Source organism: Corynebacterium jeikeium (assembly GCA_003955985.1).
In the GTDB taxonomy this organism is placed as follows: Bacteria; Actinomycetota; Actinomycetes; order Mycobacteriales; family Mycobacteriaceae; genus Corynebacterium; species Corynebacterium jeikeium_D.
In genome coordinates, this window is record CP033784.1 from 576634 (window position 1) to 600570 (window position 23937).

A 23937-nucleotide genomic window follows, 5' to 3' on the forward strand; every position below is an offset into this window, starting at 1 on the left:
GCGAGCTCGGTGCGGACCAGGAAAGGAGAGGACATCCCCAGTGAAAAACGGCGAGAGCGATAACAAGCGGCACCAGATGGCCGATTTGGAAGCCATCGCACGGAGTCTGCAGAACGACCCTGGCACTGCTGTCAATGTCCCAGTGGTCGTGACTTCCGGTGTCATTGTTGCGTTTATCGTGCTGTCTTTTGCCTACGCGTGGCCACTGTGGATTTCCCTCGGACTCATTGTTCTGCTGGGAGTCGTCATGGTCGTGTCCTACACCCGCAGGCCACCCGTAGCCCCGCTCGAGTTGACCCAGGGGGAGCGTGAGCGTGTTCGCCGTGTTCTCTCTGAACACGGCATTCGCCCAGCGATCACGTTGGTGCGCGCACTGTACCCCGAGGAATCGCCAGCCGCTGCGGCGCGCACCGTCAAATTGCTATCCGATCGAATGCTTGTGGAGCAGGGGGACGAGGGGCGTCGGGGCTAGCTTTTGGCAGTCGGTTTCCTGCAAAAGCCCGTGGTGTTGTCGAAACGGGTACGTCGTCGACTCTCAACTGCGGGCCTCGCGCTAGACTTATTGGCTATGAGTGAAAGCAAGGGTCCTGAGGCAACTAATCCTGCACCGAGTGCTCGTAAGCAGCGCGTTCTGTCCGGCATTCAGCCGACCGCAGATTCCTACCACCTGGGCAACTACCTGGGTGCATTGAAGAACTGGATTAATCTGCAGGATGACTTCGACGCTTACTACTTCATTCCAGACCTGCACGCCATCACTGTCGAGCAGAATCCGAAGGAGCTGCGTCAGCGCACTATCGCAGGTGCCGCACAGCTGATTGCACTCGGTATTGATCCGGAGAAGTCGGTGCTCTTCGTGCAGTCGCATGTGCCCGAGCACGCGGAGCTCGGATGGGTGTTGACCTGCTTGACTGGCTTTGGTGAAGCCAGCCGTATGACGCAGTTCAAGGACAAGTCCTCTCGTCAGGGCGCGGAACATACCTCCGCTGGTTTGTTCGCGTACCCCATGCTGATGGCTGCCGACATCTTGCTCTACCGCCCACAGCTGGTGCCGGTGGGGGAGGATCAGCGCCAGCACCTCGAACTGACGCGTAACCTGGCGCAGCGCTTCAACTCCCGCTACAAGAAGACCTTCGTGGTGCCGGATCCACACATCATGGAAGGCTCCGCGAAAATTTACGACTTGCAGGATCCGACATCGAAGATGAGCAAGTCGGGTGCAAATCCGAAGGGCATTATTAACCTCTTGGACGACCCAAAGGTCTCCGCCAAGCGCATTCGCTCAGCCGTTACCGACAATGACGGAGAGATCCGCTTCGACCGTGAGAACAAGCCGGGTGTTTCCAACCTGCTGGTCATTCAGTCGGCGTTGACCGACAAGCCTGTCGACGAGCTCGTTGCCGGCTACGAAGGCGCTGGCTACGGCCAGCTGAAGGCCGATACCGCAGATGCGCTGGAGGCATTCACCACGCCACTGCGTGCACGCTATGAGGAGCTCATGGCCGATCGCGGTGAGTTGGAACGGATCCTGGCCGAAGGCGCTGACCGTGCCCGTGAAGTTGCCGCCAAGACACTTGCAGATGTGTACGAGCGAGTCGGGTTCCTGAAGGCCGCCAACCGTTAATTCAGCTGTAGACTCTGCGCTTCAGTCTCCGTACCGAAAGCTGGCACGTTAAGGTAGGGGACATGGCAACCTCTACTCAAAAAGATCCGAAGAGAACGGACCGCTATGGCATCGAGCGTGTACACGCCGATGAACCGAGCGCAATCGACCGCCTCCGCGAAAAGTGGGCGTGGTTCGATCACGTTATGCGGATGCAGGAGCGCTACTCCGAGCAGGGCGGTAACTTTTTTGCCGCCGCTGTCACGTACTTCTCCGTGCTGTCGATTTTCCCCCTAATCATGACGGCATTTGCCATCCTCGCGCTTGTGTTGCGTGGCAATGAGCAGCTGCTTGAGCAAATCCAGTCCGCTATCACCGACTCCATCGATGGGTCGATGGGCGACACCATCAACGCAATTATCGAAGGCGCGATCGATCAGGCAGGTGGCGTCTTCACCGTCGGTTTCATTGCCACCCTGTGGTCGGGTCTTGGTTGGATGGGCAACCTCTCCAACGCAGTGACACAGCTGTGGAAGCGCCCGCTAGGCGCTAGCAACTTCGTGATCGGAAAGGTTCGCGACCTGCTGCGTCTGCTGGGCATGCTGGTTATGATCCTGCTGACCTTCGCTGTCACCGCAGCCGGCTCTTCCGGACTGACCCAGTCCCTGCTGGACAAGATTGGTCTGGCTCATGTCCCGGGAATCACAATTATTGCGGGATTGATTGCCATCGCCATTGGTCTCGTCGCCAACTGGCTGCTGTTCTTCTGGATGCTCGCTTTCCTGCCGCGCGGGGGCGCCCCGTTCCGCTCTGCGGCAAAGGGTGCGATTATCGGTGCGATTGGCCTTGAGGTTGTCAAGCAGCTCGGTAGCGTTTTCTTCTCCAACGCCCTGTCGAACCCGGCCGGTGCAGTTTTCGGTCCGGTCATCGGTTTGATGGTCGTTTTCTACCTCATCTGGCGCATAACTATGTATGCCACTGCCTGGACCGCGACGACCGAAGAAGCGCTTGCCGACGAGGAGCTGGATGCACCTGCTCCTGCTGTCATTAACGTCCGTGCGGAAGCGGCCAACCCGTCCGGATTGAACCGCCTGCTCGGTTCGAAATAATTAGCCGCGATCGCGTCTGCCGAAGCGGTAGGTGACCATCGCAATCAATGCGATGACACCTACGATGGCAGCGCTGACAGTAATTTTTAGCCCGGTTCCTGTTGACTCGTTGTCCAGGATATCGGGCAATTTTTCTACCAACTTATCCTCAGTCGCTTCCGCTTCGAGGACACCGACAGAGCTGTCCTGCGGTGCCGCGAAGCCGGCGTCGAGAAGCGATGCCGCCTGCTCCCAGGGGCGCGGTGAATCCTCCACAGTGACGTCGAGAACGATGACGCCGAGACGACGGCCATCGCGCTCAGCCACCCCAGCGAAGGTATGACGGGCATCGTCGGTAAAACCAGTCTTGCCTCCAAGGGCGCCGGGGTAGTCCTGGGCAATCAGCTGATTGTCGTTGGCGATTTCGAAGTCATCGACCTCGAGAGCCTTGTCTCCGGGGATGGTGGCCAGGCGGGTGGCCGAGAGCTTGCGATAAATCTCATTGTTGAATGCGTGCTGGAAGAACAGTGACATGTCGTATGCCGACGTCATCTGTCCCGGAGCATCGAGACCAGTCGGGTTGACCACTCGCGTATCCGTCGCCCCCAACTTCTTTGCCAGGGCATTGACCTTCTCTGTGGTCTTATCCATGCCACCAAGTTCGCGAGCCAAGGCGTGGCCGGTGTCGTTGCCGGAGTTAAGCAGCAGACCAGTCAGGAGCGTTTCTACCGAGTAGTTCACGTCCTCGACGATGCCGACACGAGAGCCCTCCATGTTCGCGTCCTCGAAGGTCGCCTTGACTGGGGTGTCGAGCTTCAAATTCTCGATTGCCTCCATCGCCAGCAGCACCTTAATAATCGATGCCGGACGGTAGCGGCCGTGCGGGTCCTTCGCCGCAAGGACATCGCCGGATTTCAAATCGAACACCGTCCATGCAGAGGCGGAGAGGTCCTTCGGAACGTCAAACCCCTCACCGCTGACAACGCCGCAGGCGGACATCTTGCTACCTCCAGCCGGCTTTTGAGGAACCGGAAGTGGAGCGGGAGATGTTTCGCCGGGAGCCGGAACCTCAGAGGAATCCACTGGTGCTGGTGGAAAGGTCTTGTAGGGGCAGCCCTCCGTGTCACGGATATCAGGTGCGGGACCGACAATCGGGGCGTCGTCGGTAAGCGAGGTGCTCTGCGCCATGGCTGCGGGGGCGGTGCTCGGCAGAAGCAGAGCGCTGGTAGCTAGCAGCGTAACGGCAGATGAGAAGCGGCGAGAGGGAAACATGATGAAATAAGGGTAGTAAAACGTCACCCGAAATGACGTATTCGTCGTGTGTGGATGGGGGAAAACGGGGGAGCGGAAGCCTTTGTACAAAGCAGAATTACGATTCACCGGCAGTGAAGTAGAAGCGGAGGGCACAGTACCGATAGTCTGGCCATTATGACTAATTCTTTGCACAGTGATGCTCAGTCTCTGGACACACAGTCTTCGGCATCGAATCTCGATGAGATGCGCAAGGTTGTCGCCAGCCTGCCCAAGGTACTGCTTCACGATCACCTCGATGGCGGCCTGCGCCCGCAGACCGTTATCGACCTGGCCGCGGACTGCGGTTACACCGATCAGTTGCCCACCACCGACGTGGATGAACTGGAGAAGTGGTTCATTGACACCGGCAACTCTGGCTCGTTGCCGAGCTACCTGACCGCCTTCGCGCACACCTGCGCCGTCATGCAGACCGCTGAGTCGCTGACGCGCGTGGCGCGTGAGGCCGTCGAGGATCTGGCCGCCGACAACGTCGTCTACGCTGAGCTGCGCTTGGCTCCGGAAAACCATTTGGAAAAGGGCCTGGATATGCAGGCTGTCATCGACGCACTGGTCGAAGGCCTGGCGCAGGGTGAAGCCCATGCCGCCGCTGAGGGAAAGCACATCACCGCACGTCTGCTGGTCTGTGCGATGCGCCAGAATGACAATTCCAAGGAAGTCGCACAGCTGGTCATCGACAACTACGGGAAGAACTCCGACGGGTACGTTGTCGGTTTTGACATCGCTGGACCGGAAAACGGCTTCCCACCGGCTAACCATGCCGAAGCATTCACCATGCTGCGGGAAAACCTCATTCCGGTCACCATTCACGCAGGTGAAGACGCCGGTGTCGATTCGTTGCAGGATGCTGTCGTGCAAGGTGCTCGCCGCCTGGGTCACGGCGTACGCATCTACGAGGACTTCGGTGCTTCCCTCGAGGGCATCGAATGCCAGGAGGTTGCCTCCGCTATTCGTGACCGCCAGATTCCGCTGGAAATCTGCCCGACCTCCAACGTTCAGACTGGTGTTTGTGACAGCGTTGCGGATCACCCGTTCTCGCTTCTCGACGATATGAGTTTCGCCTGCACGGTCAACACGGATAACCGTCTGATTGGCGCGACTTCCATGACCCGGGAGTGCATGGAGTTGGTGGAGAACTTCGGTTACGGCTACAGCGAGCTGTTCGAACTGACCTCGAATGCGCTAAACAATGCATTCGTGGATCTGCCGACCCGCGAGCACATCATGGACACCATTATTTACCCCGCTTACCTGCAGCTTATCGACAACAGCGACGAGGACATCGAAACTGATGTCAACGGTGCGGGTTTCGGTGCCGAAGATGAGCTGAACCTGACGCTGGACTAGCCAGCGCCGGCCAGCTTTGCTGGGAGGAGCTAGATCTTGGTCGTGAACCGAGCGGCCAAGTCCTTCTCCAGTTGCCTCCAGCCCTCGGCCTCATCGTCGTAAGGCGGAACTGGCTCGGACATTTCTCCGGTGTCCAGCAGGAAGTTCAGCAGCCACTGCAGCTGCTGGTTGCCCGCCAGTACTTCGTTCACGGCATCATCTCCAGCCCAGTCAGCGGCGTCTGCGAGTAGCTCGTACGCGCGGGCGAGCTGGGCGGTGTCCACGGCGTTCGGGCCCTTTTCAATGTCCTCGGCCAGGCCGGTAAACGAGTACTCATTGTCCTCGTGCACCACGGCCTCCAGTTCACCTGCGTTGGCCGCGGTGATGATTTCATCCCACGTCGTCAGCGCCGACATGTCGTGATGCTTGTGCTCCAGCAGCCAACGCACCATCGTGCGGGGCTGTGAGAACGTGTGAATCTCACCGGCGCTGCCCAGGAATAGCGGGCGACGCCCCATGTAACAACGCAAGGTGTAGAGCGTGCGGCCAGCGATGGAGATCTTGATCGGGTCGATGCCAGCGTTGGCCCACACCGTCTGATCGTACGGATCGCCGGCGGTCTCCTCTGCGGACTTCTTTTCCTCTTCGCGCTTCTTCTCTGCTGCTTCACGACGCTCACGCTCCGCGGCCTCCGCTTCCTTTAATGCGGCTGCAGCAGTGGTTTCGGACTCTTCATCGATGCTCGGAGTATTTGCGCCGATGGCGTCGATAGCGTCAATGCAGCTGTCCCAGTTGGTCAAGATGACATTGCCGATAGCCGACCACTGAGCGGTGCCACTGCCCTGGAAGTGATCAGCACCATTTTGCGTGGCAGCCAGGACAGAGTGAGAGGCGAACATCTGGTTGATTGGAGTGAGATCCGCGATCGCACCAATTGAGCGAGTGATGGCAAGAATGCGATCAGCGCGCGAAACATGGTCGTAGTCGGCTCGGCCGGCCAGGATCTCTGGCAGTCCAATCAGGTCATAGCGGTGGCGCGGTGCCGCGATGGCCGCTCCCGGTAGCTGCTGGTTGAAGTTGCGCCAGCTGGGGTGCTGCGTGAAGTCGTGAGGAGCATCCGACTGTAGGAAAGCCAGGAGCTTTGCCGCCGATGAGAACAAATAGATGTCATCACCGCGGCCGAGCAGAGCCTGCCACTCGGAGCCACCCTCACGCCAGCTTGGAGCCCACAACGTGTAAAAGGTGCCCGAGGTCAGCTCGAGTTCGATAGGAACGATGCCTTTCCTGGCCATAGTTTTCGTCGCAGCCCTTCTGCTTGTTGGTGATTATTAAAACTCAAAAATTGTCATACCTGCAGCGCCCCCACGGGTGGCAAGTTTGCGTATTCCTATCTTAGAAGTTTTACGACGCAGATACCCACCGCACTATCCGGTCGGGCGGTAGAACCCCTTAAACGGCATGCCAATGTTGGTTGTACGCACGGGGTTTACCTGTACCGGATCGCCCGCTTCGACCATCTTTCCGTCACCGATAACCATGGCGACATGGCCGTCCCACACTGCAAGATCGCCAGGTAGCAGTTCGTCCTGGCTCACCTGTCTGCCGACGGCCTGTGCTTCTGCCGTGCGGGGAATATCAACACCAGCTTGCCCGTAGGCCCAGTGCGTCAAGCCTGAGCAATCGAGCGCCTGCCCCGGAGTATTTCCGCCCCAGCCATAGGGCGTTCCGACGGCGCTGAGTGCAGCCTTCACCGCAGCTTGGGCCTCTGGTGTGGGCGCGCCAGCCCCCGCATCCGCAGGCACCGGTGCGCTGCCCGAATCGGACGATGCCTCCGAACCATCTGCAGCGTCGGTAGCGCTAGCCGATCCTGGGGTGTTCGTAGACGTAGAAGCGAGGGCGGCTTGAGTGGTACCTGGGGCCTCCAACTGTGCCGAGTGAGGTGGGGTAGGGGTGTCCACCGCGGTACTCGCTTGCTGTATCAGCGACTGCACCAGAGGTCGCAGTTCTTGCTCTAGTTTCATGAGCCGCGCAATGGCCTGGGAGATCGCGGAACTGGCCGCTGAGGCTAGGCTGGCGCCGGTCGCGGCGAGACCAGCGGGCCCCGCAGCCGTCGCAGTCAACGAGCCCATGGCGGAAGTGACAAAATCCATGGCAATCCGGGCCAAATCAGTGGCCGCTGACATTACTGCGGCCAGCCCCTTGGCAATGTCACTGTCAATGGTTCCGGCGCGAGTTTCCAAGTCGGCTGCCGCATTTGCAGCCCGTTTGAGACTTGTTCCCGCGGCCCCTGCTCCGGAACCAGCACCATCGCCCCAGTTGCGGTCAACGGAATCTGCCACTGAGCGCCAGGCGGTACTCGCGGCGGGTATTGCGGCCCCAGCAAGTCCTGCCAGTGCGGGTGCGATGGCAGGACTTAGCTGTTGTGCAATCGCGGTGGGGACCTCCGTAAGTAGATTGGTGGGAAGCATCACGCACCGCCCATTCCGCGAGTTGCAACGGCTCCCATTTTCGGTGAGATGGACTGCAGCGCATATGCGCCGGCATCTTCAGCAGTGGACACCGCAGAGACAAGAGCGTTCAGTGCACGAGCAGCGCTGGTGCCGTACTCATTCAGCTCAGCTACATGCTCGTGTTGGCGCTGTAGAGCAGTGGCTACAGCGTGACAGAAGGGCCCAGCAAACGGGACGTCGCCAAGCGAGAGCAGTGCGCTGATGCCCAAGTCAGCGCCGCTGACCTGCTGCGACAACGCGTCAAGGCGAGTGGCATCGGCAGAAATAAGCTCTGGCACCAGCGTAAAGACTGAGTCATTCCCGCTAGTGGCCGGAGAGAGAAACGATTGGCTGTGGGAACTGTGTGGTGATGGACGGGACAATGTTGACGGCCTCTCTAGGAAATTCGCGTGTAGTTAAACACTCAGTGCTGTGGCAGAACGGCTAGCGGGGTTCGGACGGCGGCTGAGTGGCAAGTGGTTTGGTAGTAGGCGGGCTTGCGCAAATAGGGCGCAGTAAAAAGCCCTCGTATTGTTAGGCGCGAAAAAGGCCGATTCGGTTCCATCTTTTTGGGGAACGCGTTTTCAGAAACTTGCGATGCCGGCACCAGAGCAGCAAAAGCAAAGCAATGTATTTTGGAAGGCATGGAGATTACCGTTGTCAACCATCCCTTGGCACAGTCACGTTTGACCATTCTGCGCGACGCGCGCACTGATAACGCGGGCTTCCGTGCGGCACTCGCCGATCTGGGCGCAATGCTGATTTACGAGGCAAGCCGGGAGCTGCCCGTCGATAACTTCGATGTTCAGACCCCAATCACTACCGCGCCGGGTTACCGTCTGCAGGATCCGCCGATTATTGTTCCCGTCATTCGTGCGGGGCTTGGCATGATCGATCCGTCGCTGTCGATGATTCCGGATGCGCAGGTGGGCTTTATTGGCTTGGCTCGTAATGAGGAAACCCATGAGCCGGTGCCGTACCTCGAGGCGCTGCCGGAGGATCTGTCCGGGCGCACTGTCTTCCTGGTCGACCCAATGCTGGCAACCGGTGGTTCACTGCTGCATGCCCTGAAGCTGTTGGCAGATCGCGGAGCGGACAACATCACGGCCGTGTGCATCATTTCCGCACAGCAGGGTGTCGACGCCTTGAAGGAATCCGGTTTCCCGGTGCGTCTTGTCACCACTGTGGTGGACCCGGATCTTAACGAGGATGCCTACATCGTGCCGGGGCTGGGAGATGCGGGCGACCGCCTCTACGGTCCCCGCAACATTGATCTTTAAGTTGATCTCTTAGGCAGTGCCCCAGGCTTCTGCGGCGTACTTTTTGACGACCTCGTTGTCCTTGGTCACAAGAACTCCGGAGGGGGACATCTGGTACTTGTACGAGCCGTTTTGTGCAACAACGCGGTCGCCCTCATCGACGATGATGTCCATCGATCCGGAACCCTGTGGTGTATCCGAGCGGTAGTACTTCTCGCCGGAGCGTGTCTCACAAGCAGCAGCCTTAATGCCCTGCTCAGCGGCGACAACAGCAAAGGCGCGGTCGCCGCTGTCGCAGCGTGCGGAGCTGCCCACGAAGCCCAGGCCGTCCAAGTCAGAGCGCCCAGTGCCGAAGTCCTGTCCCTCCGGAGCTGATGTCGGCTCTGAGCTAGTCGTCGTGGATGACGAGGAAGATGTCGAAGTGCTCGGCGTCGACGACGAGGACGATGTCGAAGTGCTCGGCGTGCTTGACGACGTCTCGGAGGTCTTCGACGTAGTCGTCGTCGTGGTGGTCGTCTTGCTCGTAGAAGTCGAACTCGTCGAGGACGGCGGTGTCGAACTGGGCGACGTCGGCTGCGAGGAGGAGGGGACCTCCGGACGCTGGGGCTCATCACTATTGTTCAGCGACAGGCCGATGGCGATGCCGATGACAACCACGAGTGCTGTGGCCACGATGATGATAGGGATGCTGAGAGACTTAGGTGTGCCATTGCCGGACATGCCTATTATCATCGCAGACTTCCTCAAAATGTGAAACATCTGATAATTGAAGAGGTCAAAGTTAAAGAAGTGACTCCTGGTCATGTGTACGTCTGGCGCTGACATTCAAGCGCTTGCCAGCCACTGCTATCGCTGGCGCAGTCGTCGGTAGGCCTCTTGTTACGGCCTGTCGGCGGAGCGCTTACACTGGAGAGTTGTGATTGAGGAGTTTATTAAGCACTGGTGGGCCGAGCACGCGAACGAGATTCTTGAGTGGCGGCGGCATCTTCATGCGCACCCAGAGCTATCTCACATGGAGCACGCCACCACGGCTTTTGTGGAGGAGAAGCTGCGTGCTGCAGGGCTGAAACCAGTGCTATTTCCCAACACCGGCCTGATGGTCGACATTGGTGAAGATGAACTCGCCGGTAGCGAAGCCGGAGGTGAATTGCCGGGGCGTCTCGCTTTCCGCGGTGATATAGACGCGCTTCCAATTACAGAGACCACGGGGCTGGAGTTTGCCAGCACCAACGATGGCGTCATGCACGCCTGCGGGCATGATTTTCACACCACGATTACGCTCGCGACTGCACTGGCTATGGCTGAGTACCACGAGAAGCACACGTTGCCTACTCCGCTGCGTTTCATTTTCCAACCGGCAGAGGAAGTCATGGTTGGCGGTGCGCCCGAAGTTATTGCCGCCGGTGCGCTCGATGGCGTTGAGCGTATTTTTGCCGTCCACTGTGAGCCGAAGTTACGTGTCGGTCACGTTGGCGTTCGAACAGGTGCCATCACCTCTGCAGCCGACACCCTGGAGATTCAGGTGCATGGTCCGGGCGGGCATACCTCCCGTCCGCAGATGACGGCCGATGTTGTCTATGCGCTGGGTAAATTGATTGTAGATTTGCCGGGCTTGCTGTCGCGACGCGTCGATCCTCGTACGGGCACCGTGCTGACGTTCGGCTCCGTTCACTCCGGGTACGCGCACAACGCGATTCCGTCGGAAGGCAGCGTCAGTGGCACCCTGCGCACTGCGGACATCAAGACCTGGCGCGACATCGATCCACTGGTCCGCGAACTCATTGAACAAGTCCTCGCTCCGACCGGCGCCGAGTGCACCATCAATTACGAGCGTGGCGTGCCGCCTGTGCTTAACGACGAATACTGCACCGCCCTGATTGCGGAAGCAGTGCGACGAGTGGACGAGAATGCTGTCATTCAGGCCCCACAGTCGTCCGGTGGCGAGGACTTCGGTTGGTATCTCGAGCACGTCCCGGGCGCGATGGCCCGCTTGGGCTGCTGGTCCGGCCGCGGCGACAAGCACGATTTGCACCGAGATGACCTAATCGTGGACGAGCGTTGCCTGGGCGTTGGTGTGAAACTCTTCGCTGGCATTGTTGCTCGCTACGAGGACGGCGCGCAGTCAACCATGACTGTCCGTTAGACTATGGGGGCAAAGCGGGGAAAATGCCTCCCGCGGTAATTACATTGTGATATCCACGGCAACTTTGGAGGATTTGTGGCACAGAGGATCGTAATCATTGGCGGCGGCCCAGCCGGCTACGAAGCAGCGCTGGTTGGTGCCAAGTACGGTGCTGAAGTCACTGTGGTTGAGGATGCCGGGATGGGCGGTTCTTCCGTCCTGTGGGATTGCGTTCCCTCTAAGGCCTTCATCGCGGCGACGGGCGTTCGTACCGATATGCGCCGTGCGGACGAGATGGGTCTGCGTCCGGACTTCTCCCAGCGCAAAATCGACTTCACTGCGGTCAACGAGCGCGTTAAGCGCCTGGCACAGCAGCAGTCCGACGATGTTCGCGCGCAGATGGAGCGTGAGGGCATCAAGATGCTGCAGGGCCGTGGTCGTCTCGATGACCACGACCCGGGCCGTGTAACTCACTACGTCACCGTTGACTTGCTCGAGGGCGGCGAGGTCACTCTTGAAGCCGACCTGGTGCTGGTCAGCACCGGTGCGTCCCCGCGCATTCTGCCGGGTGCGATTCCTGATGGTGACCGTATTCTGACCTGGCGTCAGGTCTACGAACTGGAGGAGCTGCCGGAGCACCTCATTGTGGTCGGTTCCGGTGTGACTGGTGCTGAGTTCGTATCCTCGTTCACCGAGCTGGGTGTGAAGGTCACCATGGTCGCCTCGCGTGATCGCATCCTGCCGCACGAGGATGCCGACGCTGCAGATGCCCTAGAGGAAGTCCTACTGGAGCGCGGTGTGGACGTTGTTAAGAACGCCCGCTGTGATCTTGTCGAACGCACGGAGGACGGCGGCGTTCGCGTCGTCACTTCCGACGGCCGTGAGGTCTTCGGTTCCCACGCGTTGATGACCGTCGGCTCGATTCCTAACACCGCGGATATGGGACTGGAAGCCAGCGGCGTAAAACTGACTCCGTCTGGCCATATTCACGTTGACCGTGTTTCCCGTACCAACGTGCCGGGTATCTACGCTGCCGGTGACTGCACTGACTTGTTCCCGCTGGCTTCCGTTGCAGCTATGCAGGGCCGTATTGCGATGTACCACGCCCTCGGTGAAGGCGTATCTCCGATTCGCCTGCGCACTGTTTCATCGGCAGTGTTCACCCGCCCGGAGATTGCGACTGTCGGTGTTTCCCAGGCTCAGATTGAGTCCGGTGAGGTCTCCGCTCGCGTTGAGGTTTTCCCACTGGCAGGTAACCCGCGTGCGAAGATGCGCTCGCTGCGCCACGGTTTTGTCAAGCTGTTCTGCCGTAAGAACTCCGGCATGATTATCGGTGGTGTGGTGGTCGCTCCCACCGCCTCGGAGCTGATTCTGCCAATTGCGGTATGTGTTTCCAACCAGCTCACCGTCGATGACCTGGCAAGCTCCTTCTCTGTCTACCCGTCACTGTCTGGCTCGATTACTGAGGCTGCTCGTCAGCTGATGGCACACGACGATCTGGACTAATGCTGGTATCGCGACTGGCAGCATGACCGGTCGCGCGTGAACGTAAAAAGCCGAACCCGAAAGTGGGGTTCGGCTTTTTGCTTACTTAGCTTTTAACTACTTGCTGGAGAGCTCAGCGTACCTAGCGGTGACTTCCTCAACCGACGGATTCGTGGCGTGCTCGCCATCGGAGTACAACACAGTCGGCACAACGCGGTTGCCGTCGTTGACGGACTCAACCCACTTCGAAAGGTCGTCGTGCTTTTCGACATCCCAGGCCTCAAACGGAGTGCCGTTTTCCTTCAGGCCAGCAATAAGGTTCTGGCAGAAAGGGCACCAGGACGCAGCGTAAATGGTCACGTGTTCGGTGGTCTGTGGAGTCTTCACATCAGTCATACTTAGGTCAACGCGCGGACCAAAGCCGATATTCCATTGCGCAATACGTTCGCCGGGCAGTAGTCCCGCCTCAGAGCCTTGCGAGACAGGCTTCCAAGCGCTAATCCTCTAGACGCCGCCACGTGCAGAAGCGGTAGCGTAGGCCGGTCGTTGACGTCTGCCACGGACCATCCTCGACGCGAACCCAGTCGTAGAGGTCGGGAGCCATGACCGGTACCGGGACACTGATATCAGTATCAATGTCGGTGACCACGCATTCGTCGGCAAGCGAAAGTGCATCGCGATAGACACGCCCGCCTCCGATAATCCAAGCCGCGGGCGCGTCGGCGACGGCTGCGAGCGCGGCTTCGAGGCTGGTTGCGGACTCGGCGCCGGGGAAATCGGACACGGAGCGTGAAAGGACGATGTTTCGACGACCGGGGAGTGGTCGGAACTTGGGATTCAGCGAGTCCCACGTGCGACGCCCCATGATGACAGGTGCGCCCATCGTCGTTGTTTTGAAATGCTGAAGATCTTCAGGCAGATGCCAGGGCATAGTCGCACCGTCGCCGATAATGCCGGCTCGAGACTGCGCCCAGATCATCCCTACAAACGGGGGTCTTGCGCTGGTGGAAGCGGTGGACTCGTTCATGTCGACACTCACCTTTCGCTGACTTAGACAGCCACCTGACCGCGAATCAGAGGATGCGGGTCGTAGCCGATGACCTCAATGTCCTCGTAAGCGTAGTCGAAAATGCTGTCGGCCTTCCGAAGCTTCAGCGTGGGGTAGGGGCGCGGCTCACGGGAGACCTGCAGTTCGCACTGTTCAATGTGGTTGTCGTAGATGTGGCAATCGCCACCGGTCCAGATGAACTCTCCAACATCCAAGCCCGCCTGCTGCGCCATCATGTGCGTCAACAGTGCATAGGAAGCGATGTTAAACGGCACGCCTAGGAACATGTCCGCGCTGCGCTGGTAGAGCTGGCAGCTGAGCTTGCCATCTGCGACGTAGAACTGGAACAGCAGATGGCACGGCGGCAGCGCCATATTGGAAATCTCGGAGACATTCCAGGCGCTGACGATGTTGCGGCGGCTATCCGGGTTGGACTTCAGAGTCTCCAGCGCCTGTGCAATCTGGTCGATGTGGTGCCCATCCGGAGTGGGCCAGGAGCGCCACTGCACGCCATAGACCGGGCCGAGGTCGCCGTTGTTGTCTGCCCACTCATCCCAAATAGTCACTCCGCGGTCCTGGAGCCACCGGACGTTCGAATCGCCGCGGAGGAACCACAGCAGCTCGTACACGATGGACTTCAGGTGCACCTTCTTAGTGGTGATCAGTGGGAAGCCCTCGTTCAGATCAAAGCGCAGCTGGCGGCCGAACACTGAGCGAGTGCCCGTGCCAGTGCGGTCTGATTTAGCTGCTCCGTCAGCGAGAATTTCGCGCAGCAAATCCTCGTACGGAGTCTGAATGCCCTGATGAGCCTGTGTTGTGATGTCAGTGGAGTCGGTCATAGCCGCCCTAGCTTACCTACTTCTGCTCTTGATTCTTGAATTCCTTCACCGCTGCCAGAATCTCCTCCGACAGGTCCGGTCGGCAGAACAGCATATCCGGCAGGAAAGTATCGACATTATTGTAGGTCGGCGCGGAGCCGTCTAGGCGGCTGACATGCAAACCGGCGGACTTAGCGACACCAACCGGCGCTGCCGAATCCCACTCGTACTGACCACCGTCGTGGATGTAGGCGTCGTAGTCACCGAGCAGTACGTGCATTGCCTTCGCACCAGCGGAGCCCATCTCTACCAGCTCCATGCCCAGCTTGTCAGCGACGTACTTTGCCACAGCCGGTGGGCGAGTACGCGATACGACAATCTTGCCCGCACGCGGCCCCTGGACAGCCTTGGCCTCACCCGTGTGGAAAACCTGGCCGTGATCCGGCAGACCAACAGCAGCGTGGGTCGGCTGACCGTCCTCTACCAGAGCGACATGAACTGCCCAGTCCTGGCGGCCCGAAGCGAACTCACGCGTGCCATCGAGTGGGTCAATAATCCACACCCGCTTTGAGTCCAGGCGCTCACGGTTATCCGCGGCTTCCTCCGACAGCAGTCCGTCGTCCGGACGGTGCTGCTCCAGTACGCGGGCAATCCACTCCTGTGCCAGTGCGTCGCCGGCATCTCCCAGAATGCGGCCACGCAGCAGGCCTACGTTGCGGACACCCTTGAGAATTTCACTGGCGCCCACGGCAAGTCGATAGGCAAGAACATCATCTTCAATGTAGGCAGACATGACTTAGATACTATTAGCTTTTTCCCAACCCCGCTTTGCGACGGGATGCCGCGCCCCATCCTCACCGCATCCGAGTGGCTCCATGGGCTTAATGCCTCACTTTGCGCAGGCGTTAGGTGAGCTGCGCTAACTCCAGATGCCGACTACGCATCCTGACTAGACTTAAGTGGCATGAAGACCTTGCTGAATATCATTTGGCTGTTGTTCGGTGGCCTGTGGCTTGCTTTGGGCTACATTTTCTTCGGCGTTCTTGCCTGTATTTTGATTGTCACAATTCCCGCTGGTGTGGCCTCGTTCCGCATGGCTTCTTATGCACTGTGGCCGTTCGGACGCTCCGTGGTGGAGCGTTCCGGACGGGGCGCGGTCGGTGCCGTTAGTGCCGGTGTGATGAATGTAATCTGGTTCCTCATCGCCGGTCTGTGGCTGGCCATCGGTCACATCATGACTGCGGCGGCGCAGGCTGTCACCATCGTTGGAATTCCACTGGCGGTGGCCAACGTCAAGATGATTCCGGTGACCTGCTTCCCATTCGGCAAGGACATTGTGAAGGGCTACCGTGTGGACGGCTACGCGGTGAAGATTTAGAGGGATACAAATAACAACAGCCCGCCCGCAGCGAGAATCAGTTCAAGCCGAGGGCGGACTGTTAGTTATCTAGGCCAGTTGGCCAGAAGACGTTAGCGCTTGTCGCGGTACCAGGTCAGCAGCGCATCGGTGGAGGCATCGCCCGAATCCGGTGCAACTTCACCGGTAACAGCAGGCAGTAGGTCGCCAGCCTGCTGCTTGCCCAGCTCGACGCCCCACTGGTCGAAGGAGTTCAGGCCCCAAACAATGCCCTCGACGAAGGTGATGTGCTCGTAGAGTGCAATCAGCGCACCGACAGCGTCCGGGGTCAGTTCCTCGGCCATGATGGTCGTGGTCGGACGGTTACCTGGCATGACCTTGTGCTCTACGAGTTCCTCGGCAACGCCCTCTGCGCGAATTTCTTCTGCGGTCTTACCGAAGGCCAGCACCTTCGTCTGTGCGAAGAAGTTACTCATCAGTAGGTCGTGCATAGAACCTTCGCCGGAAGCCGTCGGCAGATCCTGGCGTGGACGGGCAAAGCCGATGAAGTCAGCCGGAACTAGGCGAGTTCCCTGGTGAAGGAGCTGGAAGAAAGCGTGCTGGCCGTTCGTTCCCGGCTCACCCCAGAAGATTTCTCCGGTGTTGTAGTCCACCCTCTTGCCGTCGGTACGCACGGACTTACCGTTCGATTCCATGGTGAGCTGCTGAAGGTACGCCGGGAAGCGAGAGAGATCTTCAGAGTAGGGCAGCACGGCATGCGACTGAGCGTCGAGGAAGTTTGAGTACCAGACATTCAGCATGCCCATCAGTACCGGCACGTTCTGCTCCAGCGGAGCGTTGAGGAAGTGCTCATCCATTGCGCGGAAGCCCTGCAGGAAGCGCATGAAGTCCATCGGACCAACGACGGCCATGATGGACAGGCCGATGGCGGAGTCGACGGAGTAGCGGCCGCCGACCCAGTCCCAGAAGCCAAACATGTTCTCAGTGTCGATGCCGAATTCGGCGACCTTTTCGGCATTCGTGGAAACGGCGACGAAGTGCTTGGCGACGGCATCTTCGCTACCCAGCTGCTGGATAAGCCAGCGGCGAGCTGCGTGAGCGTTGGAGAGCGTCTCCTGCGTGGTGAAGGTCTTGGAAGCGACGATAAACAGCGTGGACTCCGGATCGACCTCATCCAGAACCGCATGTAGATCAGATGGGTCAACGTTAGAGACAAAGCGGGCATCAATGCCGGCAGTGGCGTAGGTGCGCAGCGCCTTGGTCACCATTGCCGGGCCCAAGTCGGAGCCACCGATGCCGATGTTGACCACAGTCTTAATAGTGTGACCCGTGTATCCCAGCCAGTCTCCACTGCGGAGGCTGCGAGCAAAGTCGCGCATGCGGCCGAGCACCTCATGCACGTCGGCAGCAACATCCTGGTCGCCGACGGTCAGATTTTCCTCTGCTGGCAGGCGCAGCGCTGTGTGCAGCACGGAGCGGTTTTCAGTGGTGTTGATCTTGTCACCGCGGAACATCTTCTCGCGTGCTTCTTCGATGCCAGCGGCGCGAGCGAGCTCAACCAGCTCGGCAAAACCGTCGAGGCACATCAAGTTCTTGGAAAGGTCAACGTGGAGAGTGCCCGCATCGAAAGTCAGCTTCTCAGTGCGGCCATCTTCATTGGCGAAAAGCTCACGCAGCGAGGTGGCGCGAACATTGTCCACGCGCTTAGCCAGCTGAGCCCACTGTTCGGTTGCGGTGATATCTACAGTCATTCCTGCTCCCAGGTGAGTTTTGACGAAATGCACTTTATACCTCCCCAGACTAGTTGCGTTTTGGCGCTCTCGCCGGGCGACAGTATTCGATCAGGTGTGACCACAATCTGCTGGCAGCTCGATTCCGCGGTGCCTATGCTCCGCCTATGCGCCGACCATCCGTCGACTATCCGCCACCTACGAGTCCCTAGCCCGCTTCAGCAAAGGCACCTACCCTGGAAAATATGACTGATTTCACCCCTGATTACGACAACATCCTCAAAGATGTCCCCACAGGCCTTCTCCTCGGCGGCGAGTTCCGTCCCGCGTCGAATGGTGAGACCTTCGATGTCGTTAACCCCGCGACAGATAAGCCGCTGGTCCAGGTCGCCTCCGCCACAGAGGAGGACGCCAGGCAGGCGCTTGACGACGCCGTCGCAGCCCAGAAGGAGTGGAAGGTAACCCCGCCCCGCAAGCGCAGCGAGATTCTTTACCGCGCTTTTGAACTCATCCGTCGGGATGCAGACAAGTTGGCCCAGCTGCAGTCCCTGGAGATGGGCCGTGCGTTGCCGGATTCCAAGGCTGAGGTCGGCTACGGTGGCGAGTTTTTTCGTTGGTTCGCTGAGGAGGCCGTGCGTATCTCCGGCGATTACCGAATTTCTCCGAGCGGAACCTCGCGCGTCGCGGTGATTAAGCAGCCGGTCGGCCCGGCTTTGGCTATTACGCCGTGGAATTTCCCGCTGGCTATGGGTACCCGCAAGATCGCCCCGGCACTCGCCGCCGGCTGCCCGGTCATTATTAAGCCGGCGTCCAAAACTCCGCTGACCATGCTCTACCTGGGCAAACTGCTTATCGAAGCCGGTGTCCCCGCAGGCGTAATCTCCGTGCTGCCAACAGGACACTCAGCCAACGTTTCGGCCCTGCTTTCCGATGACCGCCTGCGCAAGTTCACCTTCACCGGTTCCACCGAAGTTGGCCAGATGCTCGCTGCGAAGGCCGCGGAAACTTCGATGAAAGTTTCCCTTGAGCTCGGCGGGAATGCTCCGTTTGTCATTCTCTCTGATGGTGATGTTGATAAGGCTGTGCAGGCAGTCAGTGACGCCAAGCTCCGCAATGGCGGCCAGGTGTGTATCGCCCCGAATCGCTTTATTGTTCATGAATCCAAGAAGGATGCGTTCGTCGAAGGCGTCGTCAAGCGTTTTGCGGAGCTGAAGTTGGGCGAGGGTACCGATCCGGCGACGGACCTTGGGCCACTCGCGCTGCGTGATCAACAGGAAAAGGTTCGTGATCTGGTTGACGATGCGGTCAAGCGCGGTGCGAAAGTAGAGTGCGGCGGCAAGATCCCAGATCTCGGCGGCGCGCTTTCCGACGGCTACTTCTTCGAGCCCACAGTTCTGACCGATGTGCCCGAGGATGCGGATATTGTCCGCGAAGAGATTTTCGGTCCGGTGGTTGCAGTGACAACCTTCACGGACGATGAGCACGCGATTGAGCAGGCAAATGACACGATCTTTGGTCTGGCGGCGTATGTGTTCAGTGAGAACCTGACCAAGGCACTTGGTGCGGCAGAGGCATTGGAGTCCGGCATGGTTGCGGTCAATAAGGGCTCGCTGTCGGACCCGTCGGCGCCGTTCGGTGGTGTCAAGCAGTCCGGTCTTGGCCGTGAGGGCGGCTTCACCGGTATCAATGAGTTCCTAGAGGAAAAGCTGATTTCCCTGGAAGGCTAGCAGGACAGGTAGCTGGCGAGGGTTAGCCCAGGCGACCGCGTCCCATGCGCAGCAGCGCCGACGCGATTGCCGGGCCCTCTGGGCCAAGTGCGTCGCGGAACTCGTTGATGATCTGCACCTCTCGGCCGTGCACGAGACGCGTGCCGCCAGATCCCAGGCGGGTTTTGCCGACGGCCTTACTGATTGCGGTGCGGCGTTGAATGGCATCGATAATCAGCCCGTCAAGGCGGTTGATTTCCTTGCGGTACTGTTCGATCTCCGCGGAGCTCAACGGGTCATCGGTACCGGTGGGGGTGCGGACTTCAAAAGGGGATACTGCCGCCGCCTGCTGGCTGTGCTCGGCGCCGTCGGTGTTGTCGGTGTGTGCGGCGCGAGTGTCCGCAGGGTTTTCGCTCATAGTTCTTATTGTGCCAAAGGATTCGAACAGTCCAATCCGGGGGCTCGGCTACTGTAGTAGCCATCATGGGAAATGAAACTGGAATGCTGTTCGGGTCCTTCAATGCTGACGATGGACGTAGTGGCGATAGCCATGCTGGTTCGAACCACGGTGAGGCGGGCGGTGCTACGCCTGGCCGTGGTGGGTTCGGCCACTTCGCCAGCGCTGGTAGCAATAGCGCACCGAGTGACGCTGCCAGCTTTGGCGGCGGTTTTGGCGGTGGCTTCGAGCCCAGTTTTGATTCAGAGTCGCTGCTAGAGGGGCTTAATCCGCAGCAGCGCCAAGCAGTGGAGCACATTGGTTCACCACTGTTGATTGTGGCTGGAGCGGGTTCAGGAAAGACATCTGTGCTGACGCGCAGGATTGCATACCTGATCGGTGCGCGTGGGGTCCTGCCAAGCCAAATTTTGGCTATTACCTTTACCAATAAGGCCGCAGCCGAGATGCGCGAGCGTGTGGCGGGACTGGTCGGTGACCAGGCGCGGCGTATGTGGGTGTCCACGTTCCACTCCATGTGTGTGCGCATACTGCGCATGCAGCATGCGCTAGTACCGGGGCTTAATTCCAATTTCTCTATTTATGATTCGGACGACTCCCGGCGTTTGCTGTCCATTATCGCTAAGGACATGGACCTAGATGCCAAGAAGTTCACCGGCCGCGTGCTCTCGTCGCGTATCTCCAATCTCAAGAATGAGTTGATTGACCCGGAGAAGGCCCTCGCGGACGCGTCGACGACGCGCAATCCTTTTGATGACGTCGTTGCACGGGTTTACCTGGAGTACCAGACCAGGCTACGGGCGGCTAATGCCGTGGACTTTGACGATCTAATCGGTGAGGTCGTTCGGATTTTCACCAATCACCCGCAGGTTGCAGAGTATTACCGTCGCCGTTTCCGGCATGTGTTGGTGGACGAATACCAGGACACCAACCATGCGCAGTATGTTTTGGTCTCGACGCTCGTCGGCAAGCCCGGTGGAGATGTGCCTCCGAGTGAGCTGTGTGTGGTGGGCGATTCGGACCAGTCCATTTATGCCTTCCGTGGTGCGACTATTCGCAATATTGAGGAGTTTGAGAAGGACTATCCGGAGGCCACGTCGATTCTGCTGGAGCAAAACTATCGCTCGACGCAGACGATTCTGTCGGCGGCCAATGCGTTGATTGCGCGCAATGAGAACCGCCGGGAGAAGAAGCTGTGGACCGATCTCGGTGAGGGCGGCAAGATCAAGGGCTACGTGGCGGACAATGAGCACGATGAGGCTCGGTTTATCGCTAACGAGATTGAGCAATTGGTCGACTACGGGCCGTACTCGTATTCAGATGTGGCGATTTTCTACCGCACCAATAATTCCTCCCGTGCGCTAGAGGATGTCTTCATTCGTATGGGCGTTCCGTACACGGTGGTTGGTGGCACCAGGTTCTATGAGCGTAAGGAAGTACGCGATATTGTCGCCTACCTGCGCGTTATTGAGAACTTCGACGATGATGTTTCGCTGCGTCGCATTATCAATACGCCGCGCCGCGGAATCGGTGACCGTGCGGTGGCTCATGTGTCGCTCTATGCCGAGGACGAGAGGTGCTCGTTCGGCACGGCGCTACGTGCCGTAGCGGAGGGTAAGGTTCCGGCGGTGGCGGCGCGGAGTCGAAACGCGATGGCGGCGTTCGTCGAGATGATTGATGGCTTGGCGGCGGATATGGCATCCGGTGAACTGGCCGATATCGGTGATTTGGTCAACGCGATTATTGATCGCAGTGGGTACAAGTCGGAGCTCGAGCGCTCCAATGATCCGCAAGATGCCACGCGCCTGGACAACCTCAATGAGCTCGTCAGCGTTGCGCGGGAGTTCTCTGCAGAGGCGCGGATGATGTCGTCGGTGGATATTAGCGCTGATGTAAATGAAGGCTCTGGCGCTGCAGCTGATGCTGAAAGCGGTGCTGATACTAGTGGCGAGTCCGAGGTGGAATCTGGAATCGCGAATGACCTCGCGCGTGATTTCGCGGCCGACTTCGACAACGATGGGGAAGCGGAACCGGGAAGTCTGCAGGCATTCCTCGAGCGAGTTTCTCTGGTGGCCGATGCGGATCAGATTCCGGATGATGACACCGGTGTAGTGACGTTGATGACGCTACATACGGCTAAGGGCCTGGAGTTTCCGGTGGTATTTCTCATTGGCTGGGAAGACGGACTGTTCCCGCACCTGCGCGCCCTGGGCGATCCGAAGGAGCTGGCTGAAGAGCGACGTCTGGCCTATGTGGGTATTACCCGAGCTCGCAAGCAGCTGTATCTCACGCGCGCTGTGACTCGGTCCTCGTGGGGTTCGCCGCAGAATAATCCGCCTTCACGTTTCCTGGGGGAAGTCCCAAGCGACCTGATCGATTGGCTGCGCGAGGCTCCGGCTCGCAGCTGGGGCGCCGGTTCTGGTGGTTTTGGTTCTGGTGGCTACGGCGCGGGCAGCGCGTTTGGTCGTGGCCATGGTGCCTCGTCGGGCTTCGGTTCCAGCTCGGGCTTCGGCTCTGGTGGATCCTCTAACTCTGGTGCGTCATCCCGAAAGAAGAATCAGGTCTTGCACCTAGAGCCCGGTGACAAGGTTGTTCACGACAAGTACGGCTTAGGCACTGTGCTTGAGGTCCAAGGGGCCGCGCCCCGGGCAACTGCGATGATTGACTTTGGATCCGCAGGTAAGGTCCGCATGATGCTTATCGGCGGCGTGCCCATGGAGAAGCTGTAAAAATCCACCACCGCCTGGAGGCTACTTAGGCTTCTTCGCTGTCACCCAGCAGTTGATGGTGGCATCTTGTACTTCGGTGCCGTTGGCATCGGTCAGCACGATGTGGACGGGAAAATCTACCCCACCAGTCTCCGGTGTGATGGTGGAGAAGTCCGGCAACTCAGCCTTGGCCACAGCCGTCAGGCCACCAACGGAGATGCGCTTGTAGTTCGTCGTCATGCCCTTTGGAACCCAGCGATGCGTTGTCGGTACGCTGGCCTCACAGAGCATGCCCATCGCGAATTCAGCGAGGTTACACGCAGCAATCGCATGCACGGACTTAATGTGATTACGCACGCCCCACCAAGCGGGCATGCGCGCTACCGCCAGTCCAGGCTGCATCGTCTCTAGCTTGGGACAGATTGTGCGGAAATATGGCGCCGTCAATGCGGCGGTTAAGGAAAATAGACGCTTGCCGACGACTGGAGTCGCAGCCAACTTCTTCCACATGCGGAATGTTTGAGTCTCTGCCATGTGTCAAGAGTAAAGCCCCAGTACCGGCGGCGATGCCGGTTTCTGAAAAATTTAATCAGGGGAGGCTTGCAGCCGCGGTCAAACAGGGGCCGGTGCACAGGTAGGGCCTTCGCAGAGCGGCCAGGCTTGCTCGTACCTGTGCCGATACCTGATTAGTTCAGGTTCAGACCACGCTGGATGAACCAGGTCACCGGGTCGACCGGAGTGGTGCCATCCGGGTGGATCTCGAAGTGGAGGTGCGTACCGGTGGAGAAGCCGCGGTTGCCCATACCGGCGATGACCTGACCAGCTCGGACAGCTTCTCCGACAGCAACGTAGATGGACTCGATGTGGCCGTAGACGGAAACAGAGCCGTCGTCATGGCGAACGCGAATCCACTGGCCGTAGCCCTGAGCCGGGCCTGCATCGATAACAGTGCCGTCCATGACGGACATGATTGGGGTGTTGGTGACGTTAGCCAGGTCGACACCGTAGTGGAAGGTTCCCCAGCGTGAGCCGAACGGTGAGGTCAGCAGCCCCACGGTCGGGATGGAGAGTTTCGGAGCGCGGGCAGCCTGGTCGCGAGCAACGCGCTCCTGGTTGTACTGCAACGCCGTAGCGAGGTGGTCGCTGAGGTTAGTGCTCGGATTGAAGGAGCTGGAGGCCAGCACCATCGGAGCGTTGTTCTTCGGCTGAGCAGCGCGGGTCTGAGTCGAAGCTGAGTTCTCCGGAGCCTTATTCTCGGTCTCAGCTGCGTGGGCGACCGCGTTGGAGGAAGCGATCGTCGATGCGGACAGTGCGACCAGTGCTGCGCGAGAAGTTGCGGAAACCTCTACCTTGCGGTGCTTTCCGCCTCCGCGACGAGCATTGAAAAACGTCACTTCAATCTCCCTGCCAACGAAACTCTTTGTAACCCAACT

General features: G+C 59.2%; 24 protein-coding genes. 11 read left to right on the top strand and 13 right to left on the bottom strand.

Annotation, left to right across the window (positions count from 1 at the left end):
• The first annotated feature begins 40 nt into the window (after window positions 1–40).
• The 3 genes from EGX79_02545 (at window position 41) to EGX79_02555 (ending at window position 2712) form a co-directional block, all read left to right on the top strand.
• The gene (locus EGX79_02545) at window positions 41–472 is read left to right on the top strand and encodes a hypothetical protein (GenBank protein ID AYX81160.1); all 432 of its coding nucleotides are present in this window, start codon (window positions 41–43) and stop codon (window positions 470–472) included.
• Window positions 473–568: 96 nt separating this feature from the next.
• On the top strand, window positions 569–1624 hold the full coding sequence (gene trpS / locus EGX79_02550) for a tryptophan--tRNA ligase (GenBank protein AYX81161.1): 1056 nt from the start codon (window positions 569–571) through the stop codon (window positions 1622–1624).
• A gap of 62 nt (window positions 1625–1686) precedes the next feature.
• Window positions 1687–2712 carry an inner membrane protein YhjD gene (locus tag EGX79_02555; protein ID AYX81162.1) on the top strand — a complete coding sequence of 342 codons (1026 nt, stop codon included), beginning with the start codon at window positions 1687–1689 and terminating at the stop codon, window positions 2710–2712.
• Here the strand turns inward: EGX79_02555 and EGX79_02560 are convergent, their stop codons facing one another.
• Window positions 2713–3690 (bottom strand): D-alanyl-D-alanine carboxypeptidase, encoded by a 978-nt coding sequence (locus EGX79_02560; protein ID AYX82691.1) that lies wholly within the window; start codon window positions 3688–3690, stop codon window positions 2713–2715. It lies immediately after the preceding gene.
• Window positions 3691–4119: 429 nt separating this feature from the next.
• Between EGX79_02560 and EGX79_02565 the strand changes: the two genes are divergently transcribed.
• Window positions 4120–5349: an adenosine deaminase gene (locus EGX79_02565; protein ID AYX81163.1), complete on the top strand. Its 1230-nt coding sequence runs from the start codon at window positions 4120–4122 to the stop codon at window positions 5347–5349.
• A gap of 29 nt (window positions 5350–5378) precedes the next feature.
• Here the strand turns inward: EGX79_02565 and EGX79_02570 are convergent, their stop codons facing one another.
• From EGX79_02570 to EGX79_02580, 3 genes are all read right to left on the bottom strand, one after another.
• Window positions 5379–6620: a hypothetical protein gene (locus tag EGX79_02570; protein AYX81164.1), complete on the bottom strand. Its 1242-nt coding sequence runs from the start codon at window positions 6618–6620 to the stop codon at window positions 5379–5381.
• Window positions 6621–6752: 132 nt separating this feature from the next.
• Window positions 6753–7796 (bottom strand): NlpC/P60 family protein, encoded by a 1044-nt coding sequence (locus tag EGX79_02575; GenBank protein ID AYX81165.1) that lies wholly within the window; start codon window positions 7794–7796, stop codon window positions 6753–6755.
• Window positions 7796–8116, bottom strand: a complete 321-nt coding sequence (locus tag EGX79_02580) for a hypothetical protein (protein ID AYX81166.1) — start codon at window positions 8114–8116, stop codon at window positions 7796–7798. Before EGX79_02580 ends, EGX79_02575 begins: the two co-directional genes overlap by 1 nt.
• A 345-nt stretch (window positions 8117–8461) precedes the next feature.
• On the opposite strand from EGX79_02580, the gene EGX79_02585 reads away from it, so the two are divergent.
• The gene (locus EGX79_02585) at window positions 8462–9097 is read left to right on the top strand and encodes a uracil phosphoribosyltransferase (GenBank protein AYX81167.1); all 636 of its coding nucleotides are present in this window, start codon (window positions 8462–8464) and stop codon (window positions 9095–9097) included.
• 9 nt (window positions 9098–9106) lie between these two features.
• Here the strand turns inward: EGX79_02585 and EGX79_02590 are convergent, their stop codons facing one another.
• Window positions 9107–9409 (bottom strand): hypothetical protein, encoded by a 303-nt coding sequence (locus EGX79_02590; protein AYX81168.1) that lies wholly within the window; start codon window positions 9407–9409, stop codon window positions 9107–9109.
• Between the two features lie 64 nt (window positions 9410–9473).
• Between EGX79_02590 and EGX79_02595 the strand changes: the two genes are divergently transcribed.
• The 3 genes from EGX79_02595 to EGX79_02605 all read left to right on the top strand — a co-directional run bounded on the left by EGX79_02595 (window position 9474) and on the right by EGX79_02605 (window position 12704).
• Window positions 9474–9830 carry a hypothetical protein gene (locus tag EGX79_02595; protein ID AYX81169.1) on the top strand — a complete coding sequence of 119 codons (357 nt, stop codon included), beginning with the start codon at window positions 9474–9476 and terminating at the stop codon, window positions 9828–9830.
• A gap of 162 nt (window positions 9831–9992) precedes the next feature.
• On the top strand, window positions 9993–11219 hold the full coding sequence (locus EGX79_02600) for an amidohydrolase (GenBank protein ID AYX81170.1): 1227 nt from the start codon (window positions 9993–9995) through the stop codon (window positions 11217–11219).
• Window positions 11220–11294: 75 nt separating this feature from the next.
• Entirely contained in the window at window positions 11295–12704 is a 1410-nt protein-coding gene (locus EGX79_02605) for an NAD(P)H-quinone dehydrogenase (protein ID AYX81171.1), read from the top strand.
• Between the two features lie 96 nt (window positions 12705–12800).
• On the opposite strand, the gene EGX79_02610 is transcribed toward EGX79_02605, so the two are convergent.
• The 4 genes from EGX79_02610 to EGX79_02625 form a co-directional block, all read right to left on the bottom strand.
• Window positions 12801–13079, bottom strand: a complete 279-nt coding sequence (locus EGX79_02610; GenBank protein AYX81172.1) for a mycoredoxin — start codon at window positions 13077–13079, stop codon at window positions 12801–12803.
• Between the two features lie 100 nt (window positions 13080–13179).
• Window positions 13180–13710, bottom strand: coding sequence for a dihydrofolate reductase (locus EGX79_02615; GenBank protein ID AYX81173.1), 531 nt, complete (start codon window positions 13708–13710; stop codon window positions 13180–13182).
• 23 nt (window positions 13711–13733) lie between these two features.
• Window positions 13734–14570: a thymidylate synthase gene (locus EGX79_02620; GenBank protein ID AYX81174.1), complete on the bottom strand. Its 837-nt coding sequence runs from the start codon at window positions 14568–14570 to the stop codon at window positions 13734–13736.
• A 16-nt stretch (window positions 14571–14586) separates the two neighbouring features.
• Entirely contained in the window at window positions 14587–15342 is a 756-nt protein-coding gene (locus EGX79_02625; protein ID AYX81175.1) for a 3'(2'),5'-bisphosphate nucleotidase CysQ, read from the bottom strand.
• Between the two features lie 171 nt (window positions 15343–15513).
• Between EGX79_02625 and EGX79_02630 the strand changes: the two genes are divergently transcribed.
• The gene (locus EGX79_02630) at window positions 15514–15927 is read left to right on the top strand and encodes a YccF domain-containing protein (GenBank protein ID AYX81176.1); all 414 of its coding nucleotides are present in this window, start codon (window positions 15514–15516) and stop codon (window positions 15925–15927) included.
• 92 nt (window positions 15928–16019) lie between these two features.
• Here the strand turns inward: EGX79_02630 and EGX79_02635 are convergent, their stop codons facing one another.
• Entirely contained in the window at window positions 16020–17657 is a 1638-nt protein-coding gene (locus EGX79_02635; protein ID AYX81177.1) for a glucose-6-phosphate isomerase, read from the bottom strand.
• Between the two features lie 224 nt (window positions 17658–17881).
• Here EGX79_02635 and EGX79_02640 point away from each other — a divergent pair, with 224 nt between their 5' ends.
• The gene (locus EGX79_02640; protein AYX81178.1) at window positions 17882–19363 is read left to right on the top strand and encodes an NAD-dependent succinate-semialdehyde dehydrogenase; all 1482 of its coding nucleotides are present in this window, start codon (window positions 17882–17884) and stop codon (window positions 19361–19363) included.
• A 22-nt stretch (window positions 19364–19385) separates the two neighbouring features.
• Here EGX79_02640 and EGX79_02645 read toward each other — a convergent pair whose 3' ends face one another.
• On the bottom strand, window positions 19386–19760 hold the full coding sequence (locus tag EGX79_02645) for a chorismate mutase (GenBank protein ID AYX81179.1): 375 nt from the start codon (window positions 19758–19760) through the stop codon (window positions 19386–19388).
• A gap of 65 nt (window positions 19761–19825) precedes the next feature.
• Here EGX79_02645 and EGX79_02650 point away from each other — a divergent pair, with 65 nt between their 5' ends.
• Window positions 19826–22525: an ATP-dependent DNA helicase PcrA gene (locus EGX79_02650; protein AYX81180.1), complete on the top strand. Its 2700-nt coding sequence runs from the start codon at window positions 19826–19828 to the stop codon at window positions 22523–22525.
• Between the two features lie 21 nt (window positions 22526–22546).
• Here the strand turns inward: EGX79_02650 and EGX79_02655 are convergent, their stop codons facing one another.
• Window positions 22547–23038, bottom strand: coding sequence for a DUF4442 domain-containing protein (locus EGX79_02655; protein ID AYX81181.1), 492 nt, complete (start codon window positions 23036–23038; stop codon window positions 22547–22549).
• Between the two features lie 152 nt (window positions 23039–23190).
• Window positions 23191–23898: a M23 family metallopeptidase gene (locus EGX79_02660; GenBank protein AYX81182.1), complete on the bottom strand. Its 708-nt coding sequence runs from the start codon at window positions 23896–23898 to the stop codon at window positions 23191–23193.
• Window positions 23899–23937: the final 39 nt, after the last annotated feature.